Source organism: Halobacillus sp. K22, from assembly GCF_052246795.1.
Lineage (GTDB): Bacteria > Bacillota > Bacilli > Bacillales > Halobacillaceae > Halobacillus.
In genome coordinates this window covers 197,632-218,115 of record NZ_JBQQCN010000001.1, presented here as the reverse complement: position 1 = coordinate 218,115, position 20,484 = coordinate 197,632, and the positions used below count along the sequence as shown (strand labels likewise).

The following is a 20,484-nucleotide window of genomic DNA, read 5'->3' as shown; positions in this document are numbered from 1 at the left end:
ATTATTCCTCCTCCTTTTCTTTACCTCTTAAACGAACCAGACCATAAATCGCCATAGCGGCAATTCCGAGAACAACGATCTCAAATAACGTATCTAAACCACGGAAATCTACAAGTATTACGTTTACAACGTTATCACCGCCACCCAGGGAATGGGACTTATCAAGGAAGTAACTAGCTATTGAATCAAAGTATTTAGAACTATGAGCAGAAATAGCGACCATGGTCATTAACGCTCCAAAGCCAATAGAGATAATGAGATTCAGCGTTCGCGTACTTGCTGATTCTTGTTTTTTCCTCATTTTTGGAAGGTGATAGAAAGCCAGTAAGAATAAAGCGACCGTAACGGTTTCTATAATTAGCTGAGTTAAGGCTAAATCAGGAGCCCTGTATAATACGAATAGCATAGAAAGACCGTAACCTACCACTCCTAATATGAGAATCGCAGCTATGCGGTTATTCGTAATAATTGTTCCTACTGCAGCACATACCATAAGTACGGCAACGAATATTTCAGGCAAAGTAATATCTGCTAGATTACTGGTATCCACAGTGAAGCCTCCAGTAATCGCCATAAAGGCAAAAGTCATAACAAGAATCGCAGCAAGTACCAGGCGTACATAACGACTTAATGATCCATTCATATAGCCTCTTGTTAATATGGAGGAATATGATTCAAGGCGGTCGACCATTCCATCATAGACTTTATTGAAGCTAAGACGTCCAGGCAAGAAGTTATAAACAGGCTGCCAGACTTTACGCGAAAGTACCAGCGCGGTACCCAGAAAAACAACAGCCAATGACATAATAAGTGGAGCTTTAATACCATGCCAGAACTTAATAGGATGTTCATGAATTTGCATCCCTTTTACTGAGCTTGCCGCATGTTCAATAAAAGATTGGTTGAACAGGTTAGGAAATAGTCCAATGACGATCACCGCAGCGACTAAGATAAAAGGGGAAACCAGCATACCCCACGGAGCTTCGTGAGGTTTCTTAGGCAATTGATCCAAATTGGATTTCCCTCTGAACGTACTGAAAAAGAAATACATGGAATATACAAATGTGAAAATACTTCCAAAGACAGCCAAGTAAGGAAGAACTGACTGAAGTACGCCTGTAATTCCTGCTGCGGATGCTTCTAAGTGTAGTGAAGCATCAAAGAAGAGTTCTTTACTGTAAAAGCCGTTCAGGAATGGTAGAGGTAGTCCTGCCATAGAAAAAGAAGCTAGCAAAGCAAGCGTTGCTGTAATAGGCAGAAACGTCATTAAACCACCCAGTTTTCGAATGTCACGGGTTCCAGCCTCATGATCCACGATTCCGGCGACCATGAACAAGCTTCCTTTAAAGGTAGCATGGTTTAAGATATGGAAGACGGCTGCAAATACTGCTATTTCTGTGCCGAAACCAAGCATTGCCATAATCATACCCAGCTGACTAATGGTGGAAAATGCAAGAATAGCTTTCAAATCAGTTTGTCTGACGGCCATATAAGAACCCCAGCATAGGGTTACAATTCCCACCGATGAAACAATAATGAAAAACCACTCACTCGCAGACAGCATAGGTGAGTAACGTGCGACTAAATAGATACCTGCTTTTACCATAGTGGCAGAGTGCAGGTAAGCACTTACTGGAGTTGGTGCTTCCATCGCATCTGGTAACCAGATGTGAAACGGAAACTGAGCTGATTTTGTGAAAGCCCCTAACAGAATAAGCCCTAAAATTAACGGGAAGAATTCACTATTCAAAATAAGCTCCTGCTGGTCGATCATCCCTTGAATACTTGTGGTTTTAGTCAGGACACTCATAAAAATAAGCCCGCCAAGTAAACTTAGCCCGCCAAACACGGTAATGAGCATAGACTTTAAGGCACCGTACCGGGATTCTTGCTTAAAGTTCCAGAATCCAATCAGTAAAAAGGACGATAACGAAGTGAACTCCCAAAAGCTATATAGGACGAACACATTATCGGATAGGACGACCCCCAGCATAGACCCCATAAATATTAAAAAGTACACATAAAAATGTCCCAGTTGCTCTGATTTATGTAGATAGTAAATCGAGTAAAAGGCAACTAGGGCACCAATCCCGCTTATTAATAACACAAACAATAAACTGAGACCATCTAGATAAAATACTACATTTATATCTAATGAAGGTATCCAAGAGTACTCTCTTGTTAAAGGTTCAAACCCTGTCCCAATAAAACGTACAAAATAAATGAAAATGATTGCGGGAATCATGGTGACGAAAATCCCCGGATGAAATTTATCTTTCCATTTACTTAAAAATGGAATTGCAATCGCAAAGATAAAAGGCAATAATACTACCAGCAGCATCTGGCTGTTCCTCCCTCAACAAAATTTCTTTAATAAAAACAAATACATTCTTTCTGAATCGTACTGTTGATTTCAATTGTAATCAAAAGCAGGGGCATTATTCAACTGTAGCCTCCTGAGGAGAGCGTATTTGCACTACCTTTTAGTATTCCCTATTAAATAAGAAGAGACACCTCAATTTAAAGAGATAATTTTTTTATAAAAAAACTCGCTGATTTGTTATCAGCGAGTTTTTCAGGGGACGAGAATTTTTATAAAATGGAATTTGTGAAAGGTTATCCGACCTGGATAGCTAAATTATCCATATTGATCGATCTGGCTACGAGTTCTTCTCTCATTTGAAGAATGAAGTCTTCTGAGAGATTCAGTTCAATTGCTTTGTGGTAAGATTGTATTAACAGGGAATCAGATAATTGTTTAATACCTCTGTCACTCATGTGACAGCCACCTCCTGATTGTTCGAAATGAACGTTTCGAGTAATGTATTCTAACCTTACCATGAGCTGAAATTCCCTACAATATGGCAGTTATCTACAAGTAAATGTAGATAACTTTCTCATTTTTAACGAACGAATTAGAGATGCCATAGGAAGTCGAGTGTGGAAAATGTGTATAAACTTATCCACAGGCCAGGACTGTCGGGAATTGTCGAACGATTTACGTTCTAGTTCATATATTAAAATTCGTTTTTGAAACATGAAGCTTTTTTGTATATGATGTATAAGGAGATTTTGCCTGTGTTTATGAGATGGAGTGAAAGAAATGTTAAATAAGTTTTTACCAAATGAGCACGTACCCAGCATATTTGATGTAGACCCCAGTGAATTAAAAAATAAAGGAATCAAAGGGATTATTACTGATCTTGATAATACGCTGGTTGCTTGGAATGTTGAAGATGCAACAGAAGATATTAAGGACTGGTTTCAAAAAATGAATGATCATGGGATCCAGGTTACCATTGTCTCTAATAATAAAGAAGCACGAGTAAAACTGTTCTCTCAGCCTTTAAATGCAACATTTATCTACAGTGCCAGAAAACCTTTAGCTAAAGCATTTAAAAAAGCAAGGAAGCAAATGAAGCTTAGAAAAGGTGAGGTCGTAGTAGTTGGAGATCAGCTTCTCACGGATGTATTAGGAGGGAATATGGTTGGGTATCATACGATTCTCGTCGTGCCCATCGTAGAAACTGATGGTCTCTTGACGAAATTTAATCGACAAATTGAGAGGCGGATACTAAATTGGATGAGAAGAAAAGGGAAAATTACTTGGGACAGGAGTGATCGTTCATGAGCGAAGTATATTGTCAGGGCTGCGGAGCGGAAATTCAGACAACCCATCCAGAGCAGCTCGGTTACGCTCCGCCTTCAGCATTAGAGCGGGAAGACGTGATTTGTAAACGCTGCTTTCGATTGAAGCATTATAATGAGGTGCAAGATGTTCCTTATAATGATGATGATTTCCTAGAAATGCTTCACCAAATCAGTAATACTAAAGGATTAATTATTCAATTGGTAGATATCTTTGATTTTAATGGAAGTTTTATTTCAGGATTAAAGCGGTTAACAGGTAATAATCCTGTCGTCCTTGTAGGGAATAAAATGGATGTACTACCTAAATCTGTAAACCATGAAAAAGTTAAGCATTGGCTGAGAAGGTCAGCTAAGGATCAAGGCCTGGTGGTGGAAGATGTTTTCTTGATCTCGGCTGAAAAAAATCAAGGAATCACAGAACTTTCACACGCTATGGAGAACTACCGGAACGGTGGAGATGTTTACGTAGTAGGGACGACGAATGTGGGTAAGTCCACTTTTATTAATACGCTAATTTCAAATACTTCGGGAGAGAAGGATGCCATAACTACGTCTTACTTCCCAGGCACAACCCTTGGTTTTATAGATATTCCATTAGATGACAGAAGTTCATTATTTGATACTCCAGGAGTTATTCAGCGTCATCAAATGGCTCATTATGTATCCGATCAGGATTTAAAAGTGATCACTCCGAGAAAAGAAGTAAAACCTAAGATTTATCAGTTGAATGAAGCTCAAACGCTTTATTTTGGGGGCCTTGCCAGGCTTGATTTTGAAAGTGGAGCGCGAACCTCGTTTGTATGTTACTTTTCAAATGACCTCCACATCCACAGAACGAAATTGGAAAAAGCTGATGATCTATATGAAAATCACCTAGGGGAACTTCTTGTTCCACCTGACAGTCGTACGATCGAAAAACTTCCGCCGCTTAAAAAGCAAACATTTAGAATTAAAGAAGATAAAACAGACATTGTATTTTCCGGTCTAGGCTGGATTACAGTGCCGGAAGGAAATATTAATGTAACCGTACATGTTCCTGAAGGTGTAAAAGTATCTTTACGTGAATCGTTATTATAGGAGGGGAACTATTGCTTAGACTTGGTTTAATCGGTCATCCGGTCGGACATTCGTTATCTCCATGGATCCACGAACAGCTTATGGAGCTTGAAGGACTGGAAGGTACCTATGAGTTATTTGATATTGATCCGGAGGAGTTTGATCAACAAATCCATGCACTAAAAGATAAAGGTTTAGATGGTTTTAATATCACCGTCCCGTATAAAGAAAGAATTATTCCTTACCTTGATGAAGTCGACAGCAGTGCGCGTGCACTAGGCGCTGTAAACACAGTTAAAAATACAGAGTGCGGATGGGTTGGTTACAATACCGATGGCATAGGATTTGCTGCTTCTGTTAGAAATAGATATCCAGAGATATTCTCTAATGAGCAGCGGGTTCTTCTTATTGGGAGTGGCGGAGCTTCGAGAGGCATTTATCATGCCCTCATGGAAGCCGGGCTCTCTAAAATTGATATCGCGAACCGCACAATTGAGAAAGCAGAAGAGGTCATAAAGACTGCCTCCACAAATAATGATTCAAAAGCTTTGTCCTTAAATAAGGCGGCAGAGCAATTAAATGACTATGGTTTAATTGTACAGACAACAGTGGTAGGAATGAGTCCGAATGATCAGGAGGTCATAATAAATCTCCATAATTTAAACGAAGAGGCAGTAGTCAGCGATATTGTGTATCGTCCCCTGGAGACCCGATTTCTACAGGAAGCTAAAAACAGAGGAGCTCAGCTGCACTTCGGTCATGAAATGCTTCTACAGCAAGCAGTTTATGCTTTCCATATTTGGACAGATGCCAATCCGGACGCTTCTTTATTATTGGAAGGTTTCGAAAAAAAACTGAAAGGGGTATAGAATGTTAACAAGTAAACAAAAAAAGAAATTACGTGCTGATTCTCACCATGTACAGCCAATTTTTCAAGTAGGAAAAGCAGGCGTTAATGAAAATATGACCACACAAATTGAAGAAGCCCTGGAAAAGAGAGAGTTAATAAAGGTCAGTATACTTCAAAATTGCTTTGAAGATAACAACGAGGTGGCTGATCAAATTGCGAAGTCTACAGGTGCTCACATTGTTCAGGTTATCGGTAATACTGTTATTCTTTATAAAGAATCGAAAGAAAACAAACAAATTGAGCTGCCGTAAAGGAGTTCTTATATGAAACGAATTGGTATTCTAGGAGGAACCTTTGATCCTCCTCATCAGGGCCACTTAATTATGGCAGAATTTGCATGCAGCGAAATGGAACTGGATGAAGTATGGTTTCTGCCATCACACATTCCACCGCATAAACAAGAAGCAGCGGTTTCAGCTGAAAGCCGGCTTTCTATGGTGGAAAAGGCAGTGGAAAATAATCCGCGTTTTAAAGTATGCAATGCAGAGTTGACTAGAAAAGGTACTTCTTATACGGTAGATACGATGAAGTATTTAATCGATCAATATGAAAATCATACCTTTTATTTTATAATCGGGGGAGATATGGTAGAGCATCTGCCTAAATGGAACAGAATAGATGAATTAAACTCTCTGGTGGAATTCGTAGGTATAAAGCGGCCCGGATACGACTGGAACCCCCAGATGCCCGTTCATCAGGTAGAAATCCCTTTAATTGATATATCTTCTTCTCATATCAGAAGAAGACTCAGCTCTTTAAAAAGTGTGAGATATCTCGTCCCTGAGTCTGTAAACCTTTATATAAAGGAGCATCAATTATATGCAGATGACTCGAAATGAAGCATTGGAATATGTAAGATCTGCTTTAAAGAAATCCAGATATGAACATACTATACGTGTAACGGATGAAGCCGTTACGCTGGCTGAACGTTTTGGCGCAGATACAAAAAAAGCGGAATTGGCTGCAGCGTTACATGATTATGCGAAATATAAGCCTCTGGACGAAATGAAGCGCTGGATTGAGCAGGAGCGCCGCCTGTCTAAAGATTTACTCGATTATCATCACGAATTATGGCATGGACCTGTAGGAGCATACATGCTTGAAAGGGAAATAGGGCTTGAGGATCCTGAAATCATCTCAGCCATTGCTTGCCATACCACAGGCAAGAAGCATATGAGTATGGTAGATAAGGTTGTATTTTTAGCAGATTATATCGAACCTGGGAGAGATTTTCCAGGAGTGGAAGAAGTAAGGGAAACAGCCCGCACAAATTTAGAACAGGCTTGTCTGCTTGCTTTAAAAAATACAGTGGTTTTTCTAATAAATAAGGAAAGAACCGTTTATCCGGACACGTTTCATGCATATAATGATTTAATATAGAATTTTTTGTAAGAGAGACAAGGATGAAATAGGGAGGAACAGAATGGAAAGTAAAGAATTAGTAACCATAGCTGCACAGGCATGTGATGAAAAGAGAGCCACAGATATAGTTGTTTTAGATATGTCGGATGTATCCTTAATTGCCGACTATTTCTTAATATGTGAAGGTTCGAATGAGCGTCAGGTGCAGGCAATAGCTAGAGAATTAAAGAATCAGGCCGAAGAAAACGGCATTGATGTAAAAAGAATGGAAGGGTTTGAACAGGCGCGCTGGATTCTTGTAGATCTAAACGACGTGATCTGTCATATCTTCCATAAAGATGAACGTCATTATTATAATCTCGAACGCCTTTGGGGAGATGCTTCAACAGTAGCTCTTGAGGGGTTGGAAGGCTGAACACATGAGCTATCAACAAATGGCTCAAGTTTACGATCGGCTGATGAGAGATGCTCCTTACGATCATTGGGCTGAATTTACGGACAAAATGATCAAGCGTTTTCTACCTGATGCCCAGTCTATAGTAGATGCAGGCTGCGGCACCGGGGAGGTTACGCACCGATTAAATGAAGAAGGCTATCTTCTCACGGGTGTTGATCTATCTGAAGATATGCTGGCAGTTGCCCAGCAGAAAGGTCCTTCTGCTAAAATTCAATGGCTTCACCAGGACATAACTGATTTAGCCGGTTTAAAAGATGTAGAATGTGTCATAAGCTACTGTGATGTTATAAATTATTTGTCAGATCATGAAGACGTAATTCGAGCTTTTCGTAGTATTTATGAATCACTTTGTCCTTCCGGATTATTTATTTTTGATGTCCATTCTATCGATCATATTCAAGATAATTTGATAGGTGCAACCTTTGCAGAGGTTTATGATGACTTATCTTATATTTGGTTTTGTGACCAAGGAGAAATTGAAAATCGTATGATACATGACCTTACATTCTTCGTGCAAAATGGTCCTAATTACGAGAGATTTGACGAACAGCACGTTCAGCAGGGTTACTCGTCTCCACAGTTGAGTGAATGGCTGAAGCAGACTGGGTTCAAAATTCAGTTCATTAGTGCAGATTTTCAAATGGAAGAAACTGATAGCGGAGAGCGGATGTTTTTTGTGTGTCAAAAACCATAATAGATAAAAAGGAGTGCGTAAAATACGTACTCCTTTTCTGATTTTTTGAAGGATTTATAAAGTCTTTGTCGAATTGTAATATTTGAGTTAGGTTTAAAGGTCAATCTCAAGCTTATCTTCCCTATGCTTGTTTTGAGTGGCTTTAAACATCTCCTGAAAGAGTGAGCCAATGTGGGCTTCAAGTGCTTTCAGGCCCTCCCCTGTCACTCCACCTTTAACTGTCACTTTCTCCATTAATTCATCGAGTGTGAATATCTCCTTCGCTAATAAGCTTCCTAATCCAACCATCATATTCTCAGTAAGTTCGGTAGCTTTCGCTTCCGGAATTCCCGTTACCTCTCTTGCAGCCTCAATCCAATTTTTTAATAAAAAGCTGATGAATGCAGGTCCGCATGAGACCATATCTGAAGCTGCACGAATGTGCTCTTCTTCAATGTCTGCTGGTTTTGAAATATACTCGAAGGTAGTCAGCAGAGTATTTTTTACATCTTTTGTGACCCTTGATCCGAATGTAAATAGGCTGACTCCAGCGTGAGCATGGTTCGTTATGGAAGGGACGATTCTAGCTACTTGGCAAGAAACTTTGTTTTCCAGATCTTCTACAGAAACTGGACTTGTAATGGATACAAGACATTTTTCCTGGGACAGCTCATTTTTGATCTCATTCAAAACCTGACTGTAGTGAGGTGGTTTAACACATAGGAAAAGAATATCGCTTTTTTTCGCAGCTTCCCTTAAATCCTTCGCCACGGTAAGCTCAGTTTCGGCTTTTTTTAAATCTAAAGCTTTTTGAGCTGTACGGTTGTATAAAATAAGGTCACTTGCACGAACTGCTCCACTCTTCACCAAGGAAGTGGTGAGCATACTCCCCATATTACCAGTACCGATGATTCCCCATTTCACTGGAATCCCCTCCTTAGGTAGTTACCTATTTATTTTTATTCTAATCAATTCTAATTATGAAAGGGTGGTTTTATTTACATGAGCTTTTTGCGGCGTTACACCTGGATAATATTGGTAGTTGTAGTTGCCATGCTAATAATTTTATTTAATAATCCTGCAAAAGAAAAGAATACTGTGACTGTAGAAAAATCTGAAAAGGTTTTCGATAAGGGATTAGAGAGCGATCCTTCAGAAATTATAGTGGATGTGAAAGGTGAAGTCGTAAAGCCTGGTGTTTATACAGTAAAACCAGGACTAAGGGTGGATGGAGTGATCCAAATGGCCGGTGGTTTAACTACTGACGCTGACCCTTCGAGTGTAAACCTCGCGCAAAAATTACAGGATGAGATGGTTATTTCTGTGTTATCTTTACCTTCAGTTTCGAATGAAACTGTCAGCAGCGAAACCAATGATTTACTAGCTATAAATCAAGCTACTCTGGAAGAAATCCAAAGTCTAAATGGAATAGGTCCCTCTAAAGCAGCTGCTATCCTTCAGTACAGGGAAGAAAATGGTCCGTTTAAAACATCAAAAGATTTGTTAAATGTTTCAGGGATTGGTGAGAAAACTTTGGAAAATATGGAAGAATATATTAGGATACCATGACAGGCTTCGTTTGACGAAAAAAAAAGTGAAGGGTACACTGATGAAAAATCTACAGGGGGCTACATAGTGGAAAGAATTTCGTGGAATCAATATTTTATGGCACAAAGTCATCTTTTGAAATCAAGAAGTACATGTGAGCGGTTAGCCGTTGGAGCTATTATAGTAAGAGATAAGAGGATGATTGCGGGCGGCTATAATGGAAGCGTATCCGGAGGTGTACACTGTATTGATGAAGGGTGTTACGTAATTGACGGGCATTGCGTCCGTACAATTCACGCAGAAATGAATGCGCTGCTTCAGTGTGCTAAATTCGGTGTGGCTGCCGAGGGCTCAGAAATTTATGTTACTCACTTTCCCTGCCTGCATTGTACAAAAGCTATTATTCAAGCCGGAATACAAGCGGTATATTACAGTGAAGATTACAAAAATCATCCCTATGCGATTGAATTATTACAACAGGCAGGTGTGACATTTAAAAAAGTTCCGCTTGAAACCGATCCTGTCTATTATGAACAACAACAGCTAGTGGAGGAATTGATCGATAAACTTGAAGAGCACGATGACCCCGATGTTGAGAACGTCAAACAGAAGGCTGGAAGCTTATTTCGGCTAATGGAAAAGAAATGATCGGTAAAGGAAGATGGCATATCCCCGTCACAGCTTTTGTTTTGGGCGGGGTCCTTTCCCGATTATCAGGAGTTCCGCTCTGGTTTTTAATCGGTATAATAATCAGTTGGATTTTCTTGATGAGGCAATCCTTCTCTTATGTTGTTATCCTTCTCTGTTTTTGTCTGTTTGGTTACTACTATTTGTCCCCATTAACGCCCCCCTCAATTAAATCAGGTCCAACAGGCCTGCTTTCAATAACGATTTCATCAGATGTGAAAGAAACCCCCCAAACCATTCAAATGGAAGTAACATTGCAGGATCCACAAAATGAAGCATTGGTGATTTTTTTTAATGATCAAAATGAACCTGTTAGCCGTCCTCAAAGCTGGCATCATGGAGCCGAGTGTATTTTGGAAGGCAGCAGGGAGGAGATAGACAAGTCGACGAATCCGGGTCAGTTTGATTACCGGGAATTTTTAGCTAACCAAGGGATTTATTCTCAAATTGAACTCAGTAGTATTGAGGGATTATCGTGCCAAAATCGATCTCTCCTCAGTTATGTATATGAATGGCGCAGTAGCCTGATGGAGCACGTGGAGAAAAGTGTGAATGATGGGGCTTATCCCTGGATGGCAGCTCTGATTTTTGGAGAGGCAAAGCTCCTGGATGAATCGACCATAGAATGGTTCAGAGATTTTAATTTATCTCACATCCTGGCGATCTCAGGTCTGCATGTTGGATTAACTATTGGTGGTCTTTATTTTCTTATTTATCGGACAGGTCTTGGAACAATTGAGCAGGCAAAGTTACTGGTTATTCTTATAATTCCCGCCTATTGCTTTTTGGCAGGAGCAGCTCCTTCAGTGGTACGCGCTTCATTAATGGCTTTCTTAATACTGATTTTCAGAAAGTTACATGTAAAAATTCCAATTACAGATCTTCTGTCCCTGGTTGCAATGAGTTTACTTTTACTGTCCCCTAATTACTTTACCAATATTGGGTTTCAGTTCTCATTTTTGGTCACTATGAGTTTAATTTATTCTCTTCCCATTATTGAAAGATCTCCGTTTATGTTAGTTCAGTCAGCCTCCATTAGTTTAATCAGTCAATTGTCTATACTTCCCATTCAACTTTACTACTTCTACGAATTTAACCCACTTTCACTATTCGCTAACCTGCTTATCGTTCCTTATTTCTCATTTATTGTCATCCCGCTCCTGCTATTCTTATTTTGCGTTTGTTTAATCGTCCCCGGCAGTGCGTATAAGCTCTCTACTATCATCATTCATCCCCATGAAAAAATTCTTTACACACTACAAAATTTAAGTTCTCCTTTTAATATTCAATGGATCGTAGGAGAGTTGGAAACCATATATATACTTTTGTATCTTTTCTTCTTTGGATTCATGATGAAAGAGTGGATAAAAGAGCAGTTATCCAGGGGCTTTGCAGCCGGGGTGATGGCTATCTGTGTCCTTATGTTTTTTAGTGTCATTCCTTACATTTCACCTTTTGGCAGGGTCACTATGCTAGACATCGGACAGGGAGATTCGTTTGTAGTTGAACTTCCTTATCGCAGGGGAGTAATACTGGTGGATGCAGGCGGTCCCCCTGTATTTACTCAAGATCAAAATAAAACAGCTGATCAGATTATCACACCTTACCTAAAATCACGCGGGATACATTATATTGACGCTATATTGATATCGCATAAGGATGTAGATCACAGCGGAAGTGTTCAAGCATTAGTGGATACATTCGATGTGAGTAAATTGTTTGTGAGTGACTATTATGCTGCAGATGAAAAAGATGTGGAAATAATACGTGTAAGACCTGAAGATCACGTCCTTATTGCCGATCATTCATTTCACGTGCTCTATCCAAAAGGTGATGCAGGTAATCCAAATGATAATTCTATGGTTTTGTGGACTGAGATCGGAGGGCTTTCGTGGTTATTTACTGGAGATATATCCACGGAGAATGAAGCTGAGCTAATGGAATCTTATCCAAGCATGAAAGCAGATGTCCTTAAGGTAGCCCATCATGGCAGCAATACTTCTAGTTCTAGAGAGTGGGTGGAATGGCTAAAGCCGGAGGTTAGTCTCTTATCTGCTGGGAGAAATAATCGTTATGGCCATCCTCATGAAGAGGTACTACAGAGGCTTGAGGAATCCGGCAGTCTTCTTTACGTAACAAAAACCCATGGAGCTGTGCAGTATGTTTTCTCTGGATCATCAGGAACGTTTTCCACCTTTCTGCCGTATAATGCGAGCAGAGAATAAAAAAAAGACTGCAACTGCAGCCTTTTTGAATTTTGTATTCATTATTGTCCTATAACAGAGAATACAATACCGATTGCGAAAATGACAAAGAAGAAAACAAATGAGAATACAAACCCTAATCCAGAGTCGATAACGTCATTAGTTTTGGACTGAATATCCTTCTTGAATTCGTTCATTGTGACCCCTCCTATATCAATTATTAAGTATAAGTCATTATTAAGCAAAAATCTACATTCAACTTTGTGTGATTATAAAAAATTCCCTTTTAGCTTCATTCATTGCCTCAGCTAGCAAGACTTGTCACAGATAATTCTCGAGTAGAGGGTCAAACTATATTCAAGAGAGGAACAGTATCGTCCTCTTCAAAAGCTTCCGGGGCTTTTGAAATGACGTTTATATAGATGATTCATGCGGCGGCTTTGTGTCTTTATTTTGACAGATATTCAAAACAACCATAAAATAGTGACACTGACCCACCATTATCCAGGGGAAGCCGCCGTATTTTTAAAAAAGGAAGGACTAAATAATGGGGAAAATTAAACGATCACAGGTATATTTATTGTATGGAGAAGAATCCTTTTTAATTCAAGAGAATAAGAATAAAATCATTCAACAGACATTAAAAAAAGAAGACCAGGAATTTAACATCTCCCAATTTGATCTGGAGGAAACTCCAATTGAAGAACTGGTGACAGATGCAGAAACTTTTCCTTTTTTAGGTGAAAAAAAGATTGTTATCGGAGAACAACCGGTGTTTTTAAAAGCAAAACCGGACAAGCTGTCATTTGAGCATGACGTTGATGCGCTCCTGCAGTACCTTCAATCTCCGGCGGATTATACCGTTTTGGTTCTAATAGCACCTTATGAAAAAGTAGACGAAAGAAAAAAGATTTTTAAGGCCTTGAAGAAGCACGGAGAGATTATTTCCTGTCAGCCTGTAAAAGAATGGGATGTTTCTAAGTGGGTAGATTCAATTGCTAATGATTTACATATTACTGTACCAGAAGGCTTGCATGAATTATTTGCTCAGGAAGTAGGAACCAATTTGCTCGCGCTAAGGTCTGAAATGGAAAAGCTTGCTTTAAATGTAGGTGAAGGCGGTGTGGTGACAAGAGAACTTGCTGAGCAACTGCTTTCTCATAGTGCGGAGGCTTCTGGGTTAAAGCTGGTAGATGCTGTAATGGAAAGAGACTTAGGAAGGGCTATTCGGTTATTTAAGGATTTGGAGAAACTGAACGAAGAACCAATTGCTCTTACAGCGCTTCTTGCCTCACAATTTCGCATCATTAGTCAAGCTAAGGTTCTGAAGCAGAAAGGTTATGCTCAAAATCAAATGAGGAACTATATAAAGGCCCATCCATTTGTGATTAAAATGGCACTTAAAAGGGAGAAGTATTTTACTCTAGAAGAGCTGAACGAAATAATAATAGAACTTGCCCAGACTGACCACGCCTTAAAACAAGGGAAGATGGAAAAGTCTTTGGCATTTGAGATGATGCTTTATAAGTTGATCCATATTAAACAAAATCAGGTGCAATCCTTATCTTAAAAAGAGCCTCCCGGAAACGGAAGGCTCTTTTTCATGAAAAAACGACCCATACACAGGAAGGATCGTTTGTTGGTCATAATTAACGAAAAAAGTATTATAATGCGTTTACTTTTTTAGATAGGCGAGATTTTGTACGGTTCCCGTTATTTTTATGAAGGGCACCTCGTTGAACAGCTTTGTCAATTTTCTTAACAGCTGTGCTTAAAGCATCTTTCGCGCTATCTTTTTCATTGCTAGAGACAAGTTTCTCTACACGTTTAACCGCTGTACGCATATCTGATTTAAAAGCTGCATTCAAGTAGCGAGCATCATCATTCAAACGTACACGTTTTTTCGCTGATTTAATATTAGGCATGGTTTCACCTCCTAGGTAAAAACAAAAGACTCATTCATATCGAACAAGAGACATTTTACCAAAGCAGAGGCTTGTTTTCAATAGATTTATCGATCTCCATGAAGATTTGCATAGTTTTTGTCCGTATAGGAGAAGATGGGCATAAGGAGGCGGGTGTTTCATGGAAAAAGAAAAAGAATACGTGGTACGCACAGATTTGGCGCTTGAAGCGCAGGAAATGAACGTGAAAGATGATCCTGATTCGTCTGATAATGACGGTGTAAAGGTAGAAGAAAATGAAAAAGACGACATAAAGATTACTTACGTTACCGTAGATGATGAGGGAGCTGCCCGCATTGGGAAAAAAGCAGGTCACTACATCACGCTCGAATCACAAGCTATTAGAAAACAAGATACAGACCTTCAAGTAAACTTAGCAAAAACATTATCAGGTCAGCTTCGTAAATTGTTATTGGATAGCGGAGTACAGGAGATGGATCGCTGTTTGCTTGTAGGACTCGGGAATCATCAGGTTACCCCGGATGCGCTAGGTCCGCTGGTTACAGAAAAAGTACTGGTCACCAGCCATTTATTTGAGCTGCATCCAGAGACTGTGGCAGATGGATACCGCCCAGTTTCGGCTGTCACGCCTGGTGTTATGGGAGTAACAGGAATCGAAACGAGTGATATGGTGAATGGGATCATTGAAGAGACGAAACCTGATTTCGTCATCGTCATTGATGCTCTAGCCTCTCGCTCTATAAGCCGCATTAATTCCACCATCCAGTTATCGGACACAGGTATTCATCCTGGTTCTGGAGTAGGGAATAAACGAAAGGAAATCAGCAAAGAAACTTACGGAATTCCTGTTATTTCTATTGGTGTCCCAACTGTTGTAGATGCGGTGACAATAACCAGTGATACGGTGGATTTTGTACTGAAACACTTTGGAAGAGAATGGAAGGAAAAAGACCGTCCATCGAACGCTTTATCGCCGGCTATGAATCCTTTTGAAAGAAAAACTTTAACGGAACAAGATTACCCAAATGAAGAGCAGAGTAAAGCCGTTCTGGGAATGTTTGGACAGCTTGGAAAAGCAGAGAAAAAACAGTTAATTAAAGAAGTGCTTACTCCCCTTGGACATAATTTAATGGTCACCCCAAAGGAAGTAGACGGTTTTATCAAGGACATGGCCCATGTAATTGCTTCAGGTATAAATGGAGCCCTTCATCCAGGTGTAGAAGATGGAGAAGCCCAGTCCTACTCCCGTTAATATAGAAATGAATTAAATATAGAAGAGGGTTCTATTAAAATCCTCTCTCTCATACCATTTACTAGATAGAGTTTGGATGAGGAGAGGATTTTTCTTATGTCTAAGTATAAAAACTGGAAAAGGAAACGTCCCCATATTATAAAATCATGGTCAAAATGGCTAGGTGCAGGGACTGCAGTAATGATTTTGCTGTTTATAGGGATTGGTTTGTTAACAGGAGCCAAAACAACCTATCGTTTATATTCGGATACTATACAAGAATGGACTACTCAATTAAAAGGAAGCTCGTTCATTTACTTATTTGAAATGGAAAATCGAACATTTTCAGGTGCTCATCCTGATGAGAACCGAATTCCAGGCTTATCTACTCTAACTTTTAAATTGTTGACAAGCTTAACGCCTAATGACCCGAGGAGTCTGCTTGGACGTGAAATTCCTGGTCTCTCGTTTTATAACAGTCAAATCATTATAGCTGGAGAAGGCACAAACTTTGCAACCCTTCCTATAGAGTCAGAACCGCCACTAGACGTGGATCATAAGGGGGAGGAAGGAGAGGTTGAGGAGAAACAGGAAGACTCTCCCGAAGGCACTCCAACGATTAAAGAAGATCGGGTTTTCATATCCCATACTCATAACACGGAATCTTTTTACCCTCACTTGCCTGACCGCTCGACTGCCTATGATGGAAAAGTAAATATCACACTTGTAGGTAAGCGGCTGGCAGAGAGCTTAGAAAACAAAGGAATAGGGGCAATGGTTGATCTTACCGATGTGGCTGCTATTTTAAAGCAAAAAGGAATGAAACATTACCAGTCCTATGATGCGATGAGACCTGTAATCAAGGAAGCTATGAGCCAGAATGAATCACTTCAATATTACTTTGATCTTCATCGGGACAGCCTTCCTAGGGAGAATACTACCGTTAACATCGATGGAAAAGAATACGCGCGTTTTATCTTCGTTATTGGAGCAGAACATAGTCAGTATGAACAAAATTTAAAGTTTGCGTCTGATATGCATAAGCTTTTGGAAAGTAAATATCCAGGAATCAGCCGTGGAGTTATTACAAAGAAAGGCTCCGGGGTAGATGGAGTATATAACCAGGATCTCGATCCTAATCTAATCGTGATAGAGTTCGGGGGAGTAGAAAATAATCTGGATGAATTGTATCGCTCTGCTGATGTAATGGCTGAAGTATTCAGTGAATATTATTTGAACGCAGAAAAAGTATCAAACTAGTCTTAAAAAGGAAAAGGAGGGGGGATGGAACGTGAAATGGCTGCTGGCTATTCTGTTAGGGGTTGCGTTGTTTGTGGCAGGGTCTTTATATGGAATAGAAAAGAATCAGGAGAAGGAGCGTGAAAACTCTCCGGTAGTTCATGAAGAAGAAGTGAAGAAACCGGCTGCAGCCGATCGATGTTCTCCCCCTGAAACCATGGAAGACGTCCCCTTTATTGTAAAAGTTGCAGCAGGGATGGGAGAAGGAGTTGCCGCAAGCTTTAATGGAATAATTCTGGTTCTGGCTGAGTTTATACACTCCAACCCGGGTTCTGCATAGAATCGATTCTGCTTAGACATTGAATAATAAAGCTTCTATTGCTATAATCAGGCTAGTTATGTGTGCCGAATTAGGTAGGAGTGATTTAAGTTGACTAGTCAATATAACCAGGATAGAGTCCGCAACTTTTCGATTATAGCCCACATTGATCATGGGAAATCAACGCTTGCTGACAGAATCCTTGAAAAAACAAAAGCATTAACGCAAAGAGAAATGAAAGAGCAGTTTCTCGATGCGATGGATCTAGAAAGAGAACGGGGCATTACCATTAAGCTGAATGCTGTTCAGCTTAATTACGCAGCTAATGATGGAGAGGATTATACCTTTCATCTGATTGATACACCAGGACATGTCGATTTTACATATGAGGTGTCCCGGAGTTTAGCGGCATGTGAAGGTGCTATCCTGGTAGTGGATGCAGCACAAGGTATCGAAGCGCAGACCCTGGCAAATGTTTATCTAGCCTTGGAGAATGACCTTGAAATTATACCAGTTATTAATAAGATTGATCTTCCAGGAGCAGATCCTGAGCGGATTAAGCAGGAGATAGAAGATGTGATTGGCATCGATGCCTCTGATGCTATATTAGCTTCAGCAAAAGAAGGGGTCGGTATTGATGAAATTTTAGAGCGTATCGTTTCCGACATCCCTGCACCTGCTGGAGAGGCAAAGGCCCCTACAAAGGGATTGATTTTTGATTCCCTCTATGATTCCTACAGAGGTGTTATTGCCTACACCTGTGTACGTGAGGGGTCCATTAAAGTCGGCGACAAGATTAAAATGATGGCGACCGGAAAAGAATTTGAAGTCAATGAAGTGGGAGTATTCAGACCGACACCTACCCCTTTAAAAGAGTTACAGGTAGGCGATGTCGGGTATTTAACCGCTTCTATTAAAAACATAGGAGACTCACGCGTAGGTGATACCATTACCTTAGCGAATAATCCTGCTGATAAGCCGCTTCCAGGTTACAAAAAAATGAATCCGATGGTTTTCTGCGGGATGTACCCGGTAGATGCCAATAAATACAATGATTTAAGAGATGCCCTGGAACGTCTTGAATTAAATGATTCCTCTTTGCAGTATGAAGCTGAAACTTCTCAAGCCCTCGGGTTTGGTTTCCGCTGCGGCTTTCTGGGAATGCTTCATATGGAAATCATTCAGGAGCGGATCGAGCGCGAATATAAAATTGACCTGATTACTACGGCACCGAGCGTAATTTATAAAGTTATGCTTACGGATGGGGAAGAAAAAGAAGTGGATAACCCATCAATGATGCCCGATAATCAAACCCTTGAAGAAGTGCAAGAGCCTTTCGTAAAAGCAACTATCATGGTTCCTAATGATTATGTTGGGCCTGTAATGGAAATTTGCCAGCGGAAACGCGGAAACTTCATGGATATGCAATATCTGGATGATAATCGTGTAAATATTGTCTATGAAATTCCACTCTCAGAAATCGTTTACGATTTCTTTGATTCCTTAAAATCTCAGACAAAAGGTTATGCTTCTTTCGATTACGAACTAATCGGTTACCGTCCTTCTAATTTGGTTAAGATGGATATCTTGCTGAACGGTGATACGATTGATGCTCTATCGTTCATTGTCCACCGTGATTTTGCCTATGAACGTGGAAAGCTGATTGCTGAAAAGCTGAAGAACCTGATTCCGCGGCAGCAGTTTGAAGTCCCTGTACAAGCAGCAATTGGAACAAAAATTGTTGCCCGTACCACTATAAAAGCGATGCGTAAAAACGTGCTTTCCAAATGCTACGGGGGAGACATTTCCCGTAAACGTAAACTTCTTGAGAAACAAAAAGAAGGTAAAAAACGCATGAAAATGGTTGGTTCGGTTGAAGTTCCTCAGGAGGCCTTCATGTCCGTACTAGATCTGAGTGAAGATTAATCAAATGAAGATAATGAATAAAGCCGCAGGAGTAAATCTCTTGCGGTTTTCCTTATGAAAGGTGGAACATCATCAATGAATATACCTTCCGCTTATATTCACATTCCTTTTTGCCAGCAGATTTGCCATTACTGTGACTTTACGAAGTTTTTCTACAATGAAAAACTCGCTGATGAATACTTGGAAGCATTAGAGAAGGAAATAAACACTTACGTACCTGGAGAAAAGGCTGTAGTAAAAACCATTTTCGTCGGCGGTGGTACACCAACTGTTGTGACCCATAAACAGCTGAAGAAGCTCCTTGACATGATTGATAATCATTTTGACATTGCTTCATGCGAGGAGTACACATTTGAAGCTAACCCTGGAGATCTGGATTTGGAGAAAGTTCAAATGCTGAAAGATTATGGAGTGAACAGAATCTCCTTAGGAGTCCAGGTTTTCGATGATGATATGCTTGAAAAAATCGGTCGCGTCCATCGAGTGAAAGATGTCTACACTAACATTGACCGTTTGCTGCAGGTAGGATTATCGAACGTAAGCATTGATCTTATGTATGCTCTTCCAGGGCAAAGTGTAAATGATTTTGAAAAGACGATTGATGAGGCTCTTCAATTCGGTTTGCCCCACTATTCCTCTTATTCGCTGCAGATTGAACCTAAGACGGTATTTTACCAGCGATATAATAAGGGCACTCTCGTTAAGCCGCCGGAAGAAGATGAGGCTCAAATGTATGAAATGCTTCAGGAGAAGCTGGCTGCAAACGGTGTTCAACAGTATGAGATCAGTAATTTCTCAAAACCGGGGTTTGAAAGCAAGCATAACCTGACATACTGGAATAATGAATATTACTATGGAATCGGCGCAGGCTCACATGGGTATCTCCCAGGTAAAAGAACCATTAATATTCGTCCGCTTCCTGCTTATGTGAAACAAGCAATGGAAAACGGAAAACCAGTCCTTCACGAGGAACCCGTGGGTCTTAAAGAGCAAATGGAAGAGGAAATGTTTCTTGGTCTTAGAAAAACTGCCGGGGTTTCCTTGTCCCGATTCCGTGAAAAGTACAATCGTGAGGCAGAAGAAGTGTTTGGAGAGGCTTTTCCATCTCTAAAAAAACGAGGATTAATTGAGCAGCAAAGCGACAATATTAGTCTGACTTCACGTGGGCGGATTCTAGGAAATGAAGTATTTCAAGAATTTCTTATTGATGACTAAAAAATAAATGATATCCGTTGACATCCTCAAACCCTTTTGATAATTTATTATTAGATTTAGCACTCGCTTTCTTCGAGTGCT

The 20,484-nt window shown here is 40.1% G+C and carries 22 protein-coding genes; 17 read left to right on the top strand and 5 right to left on the bottom strand.

What is annotated here, in order from left to right:
* Window position 1 precedes the first annotated feature (1 nt).
* Both ACTWPM_RS01120 and ACTWPM_RS01115 read right to left on the bottom strand, forming a co-directional pair.
* On the bottom strand, window positions 2-2,341 hold the full coding sequence (locus tag ACTWPM_RS01120) for a Na+/H+ antiporter subunit A (RefSeq protein WP_443131219.1): 2,340 nt from the start codon (window positions 2,339-2,341) through the stop codon (window positions 2-4).
* A 275-nt stretch (window positions 2,342-2,616) separates the two neighbouring features.
* Window positions 2,617-2,778, bottom strand: coding sequence for a sporulation histidine kinase inhibitor Sda (locus tag ACTWPM_RS01115; protein WP_443131218.1), 162 nt, complete (start codon window positions 2,776-2,778; stop codon window positions 2,617-2,619).
* Window positions 2,779-3,103: 325 nt separating this feature from the next.
* Here ACTWPM_RS01115 and ACTWPM_RS01110 point away from each other — a divergent pair, with 325 nt between their 5' ends.
* The 8 genes from ACTWPM_RS01110 to ACTWPM_RS01075 are packed head-to-tail and all read left to right on the top strand — an operon-like array spanning window position 3,104 to window position 8,130.
* Complete coding sequence (locus ACTWPM_RS01110) at window positions 3,104-3,631, top strand: YqeG family HAD IIIA-type phosphatase (protein ID WP_443131217.1); 528 nt, start codon at window positions 3,104-3,106, stop codon at window positions 3,629-3,631.
* A complete protein-coding gene (gene yqeH, locus ACTWPM_RS01105; RefSeq protein WP_443131216.1) occupies window positions 3,628-4,728 on the top strand; it encodes a ribosome biogenesis GTPase YqeH in 1,101 nt (366 codons plus the stop codon). Before ACTWPM_RS01110 ends, yqeH begins: the two co-directional genes overlap by 4 nt.
* Window positions 4,729-4,739: 11 nt before the next feature.
* Window positions 4,740-5,576, top strand: a complete 837-nt coding sequence (gene aroE, locus ACTWPM_RS01100) for a shikimate dehydrogenase (protein ID WP_443131215.1) — start codon at window positions 4,740-4,742, stop codon at window positions 5,574-5,576.
* Window position 5,577: 1 nt separating this feature from the next.
* Window positions 5,578-5,868, top strand: a complete 291-nt coding sequence (gene yhbY, locus ACTWPM_RS01095; RefSeq protein ID WP_443131214.1) for a ribosome assembly RNA-binding protein YhbY — start codon at window positions 5,578-5,580, stop codon at window positions 5,866-5,868.
* Between the two features lie 12 nt (window positions 5,869-5,880).
* Complete coding sequence (locus ACTWPM_RS01090) at window positions 5,881-6,456, top strand: nicotinate-nucleotide adenylyltransferase (RefSeq protein WP_443131213.1); 576 nt, start codon at window positions 5,881-5,883, stop codon at window positions 6,454-6,456.
* The gene (gene yqeK, locus ACTWPM_RS01085; RefSeq protein WP_443131212.1) at window positions 6,437-6,997 is read left to right on the top strand and encodes a bis(5'-nucleosyl)-tetraphosphatase (symmetrical) YqeK; all 561 of its coding nucleotides are present in this window, start codon (window positions 6,437-6,439) and stop codon (window positions 6,995-6,997) included. Before ACTWPM_RS01090 ends, yqeK begins: the two co-directional genes overlap by 20 nt.
* A gap of 43 nt (window positions 6,998-7,040) precedes the next feature.
* Window positions 7,041-7,394: a ribosome silencing factor gene (rsfS, locus tag ACTWPM_RS01080; RefSeq protein WP_014643824.1), complete on the top strand. Its 354-nt coding sequence runs from the start codon at window positions 7,041-7,043 to the stop codon at window positions 7,392-7,394.
* 4 nt (window positions 7,395-7,398) lie between these two features.
* Window positions 7,399-8,130: a class I SAM-dependent DNA methyltransferase gene (locus tag ACTWPM_RS01075; RefSeq protein ID WP_443131211.1), complete on the top strand. Its 732-nt coding sequence runs from the start codon at window positions 7,399-7,401 to the stop codon at window positions 8,128-8,130.
* A 93-nt stretch (window positions 8,131-8,223) separates the two neighbouring features.
* Here the strand turns inward: ACTWPM_RS01075 and comER are convergent, their stop codons facing one another.
* Window positions 8,224-9,033, bottom strand: coding sequence for a late competence protein ComER (gene comER, locus ACTWPM_RS01070; protein WP_443131210.1), 810 nt, complete (start codon window positions 9,031-9,033; stop codon window positions 8,224-8,226).
* A 78-nt stretch (window positions 9,034-9,111) separates the two neighbouring features.
* Between comER and ACTWPM_RS01065 the strand changes: the two genes are divergently transcribed.
* The 3 genes from ACTWPM_RS01065 to ACTWPM_RS01055 all read left to right on the top strand — a co-directional run bounded on the left by ACTWPM_RS01065 (window position 9,112) and on the right by ACTWPM_RS01055 (window position 12,569).
* Complete coding sequence (locus ACTWPM_RS01065) at window positions 9,112-9,678, top strand: helix-hairpin-helix domain-containing protein (RefSeq protein ID WP_443131209.1); 567 nt, start codon at window positions 9,112-9,114, stop codon at window positions 9,676-9,678.
* Between the two features lie 66 nt (window positions 9,679-9,744).
* On the top strand, window positions 9,745-10,305 hold the full coding sequence (locus tag ACTWPM_RS01060; protein WP_443131208.1) for a ComE operon protein 2: 561 nt from the start codon (window positions 9,745-9,747) through the stop codon (window positions 10,303-10,305).
* On the top strand, window positions 10,302-12,569 hold the full coding sequence (locus tag ACTWPM_RS01055) for a DNA internalization-related competence protein ComEC/Rec2 (RefSeq protein ID WP_443131207.1): 2,268 nt from the start codon (window positions 10,302-10,304) through the stop codon (window positions 12,567-12,569). Before ACTWPM_RS01060 ends, ACTWPM_RS01055 begins: the two co-directional genes overlap by 4 nt.
* Window positions 12,570-12,610: 41 nt before the next feature.
* Here ACTWPM_RS01055 and ACTWPM_RS01050 read toward each other — a convergent pair whose 3' ends face one another.
* Entirely contained in the window at window positions 12,611-12,745 is a 135-nt protein-coding gene (locus ACTWPM_RS01050; protein WP_014643818.1) for a YqzM family protein, read from the bottom strand.
* Window positions 12,746-13,095: 350 nt separating this feature from the next.
* Here ACTWPM_RS01050 and holA point away from each other — a divergent pair, with 350 nt between their 5' ends.
* Window positions 13,096-14,118 carry a DNA polymerase III subunit delta gene (gene holA / locus ACTWPM_RS01045; RefSeq protein ID WP_443131206.1) on the top strand — a complete coding sequence of 341 codons (1,023 nt, stop codon included), beginning with the start codon at window positions 13,096-13,098 and terminating at the stop codon, window positions 14,116-14,118.
* Window positions 14,119-14,212: 94 nt separating this feature from the next.
* On the opposite strand, the gene rpsT is transcribed toward holA, so the two are convergent.
* The gene (rpsT, locus tag ACTWPM_RS01040) at window positions 14,213-14,473 is read right to left on the bottom strand and encodes a 30S ribosomal protein S20 (protein ID WP_443131205.1); all 261 of its coding nucleotides are present in this window, start codon (window positions 14,471-14,473) and stop codon (window positions 14,213-14,215) included.
* 160 nt (window positions 14,474-14,633) lie between these two features.
* Between rpsT and gpr the strand changes: the two genes are divergently transcribed.
* The 5 genes from gpr to hemW all read left to right on the top strand — a co-directional run bounded on the left by gpr (window position 14,634) and on the right by hemW (window position 20,403).
* On the top strand, window positions 14,634-15,725 hold the full coding sequence (gpr, locus tag ACTWPM_RS01035; protein ID WP_443131204.1) for a GPR endopeptidase: 1,092 nt from the start codon (window positions 14,634-14,636) through the stop codon (window positions 15,723-15,725).
* Window positions 15,726-15,821: 96 nt separating this feature from the next.
* Window positions 15,822-16,964 (top strand): stage II sporulation protein P, encoded by a 1,143-nt coding sequence (gene spoIIP, locus ACTWPM_RS01030; protein ID WP_443131203.1) that lies wholly within the window; start codon window positions 15,822-15,824, stop codon window positions 16,962-16,964.
* A 31-nt stretch (window positions 16,965-16,995) separates the two neighbouring features.
* The gene (locus ACTWPM_RS01025; protein WP_443131202.1) at window positions 16,996-17,283 is read left to right on the top strand and encodes a hypothetical protein; all 288 of its coding nucleotides are present in this window, start codon (window positions 16,996-16,998) and stop codon (window positions 17,281-17,283) included.
* Between the two features lie 90 nt (window positions 17,284-17,373).
* Entirely contained in the window at window positions 17,374-19,188 is a 1,815-nt protein-coding gene (gene lepA, locus ACTWPM_RS01020) for a translation elongation factor 4 (protein ID WP_443131201.1), read from the top strand.
* A gap of 75 nt (window positions 19,189-19,263) precedes the next feature.
* Window positions 19,264-20,403 (top strand): radical SAM family heme chaperone HemW, encoded by a 1,140-nt coding sequence (hemW, locus tag ACTWPM_RS01015; RefSeq protein ID WP_443131200.1) that lies wholly within the window; start codon window positions 19,264-19,266, stop codon window positions 20,401-20,403.
* The last annotated feature ends 81 nt before the right edge of the window (window positions 20,404-20,484 follow it).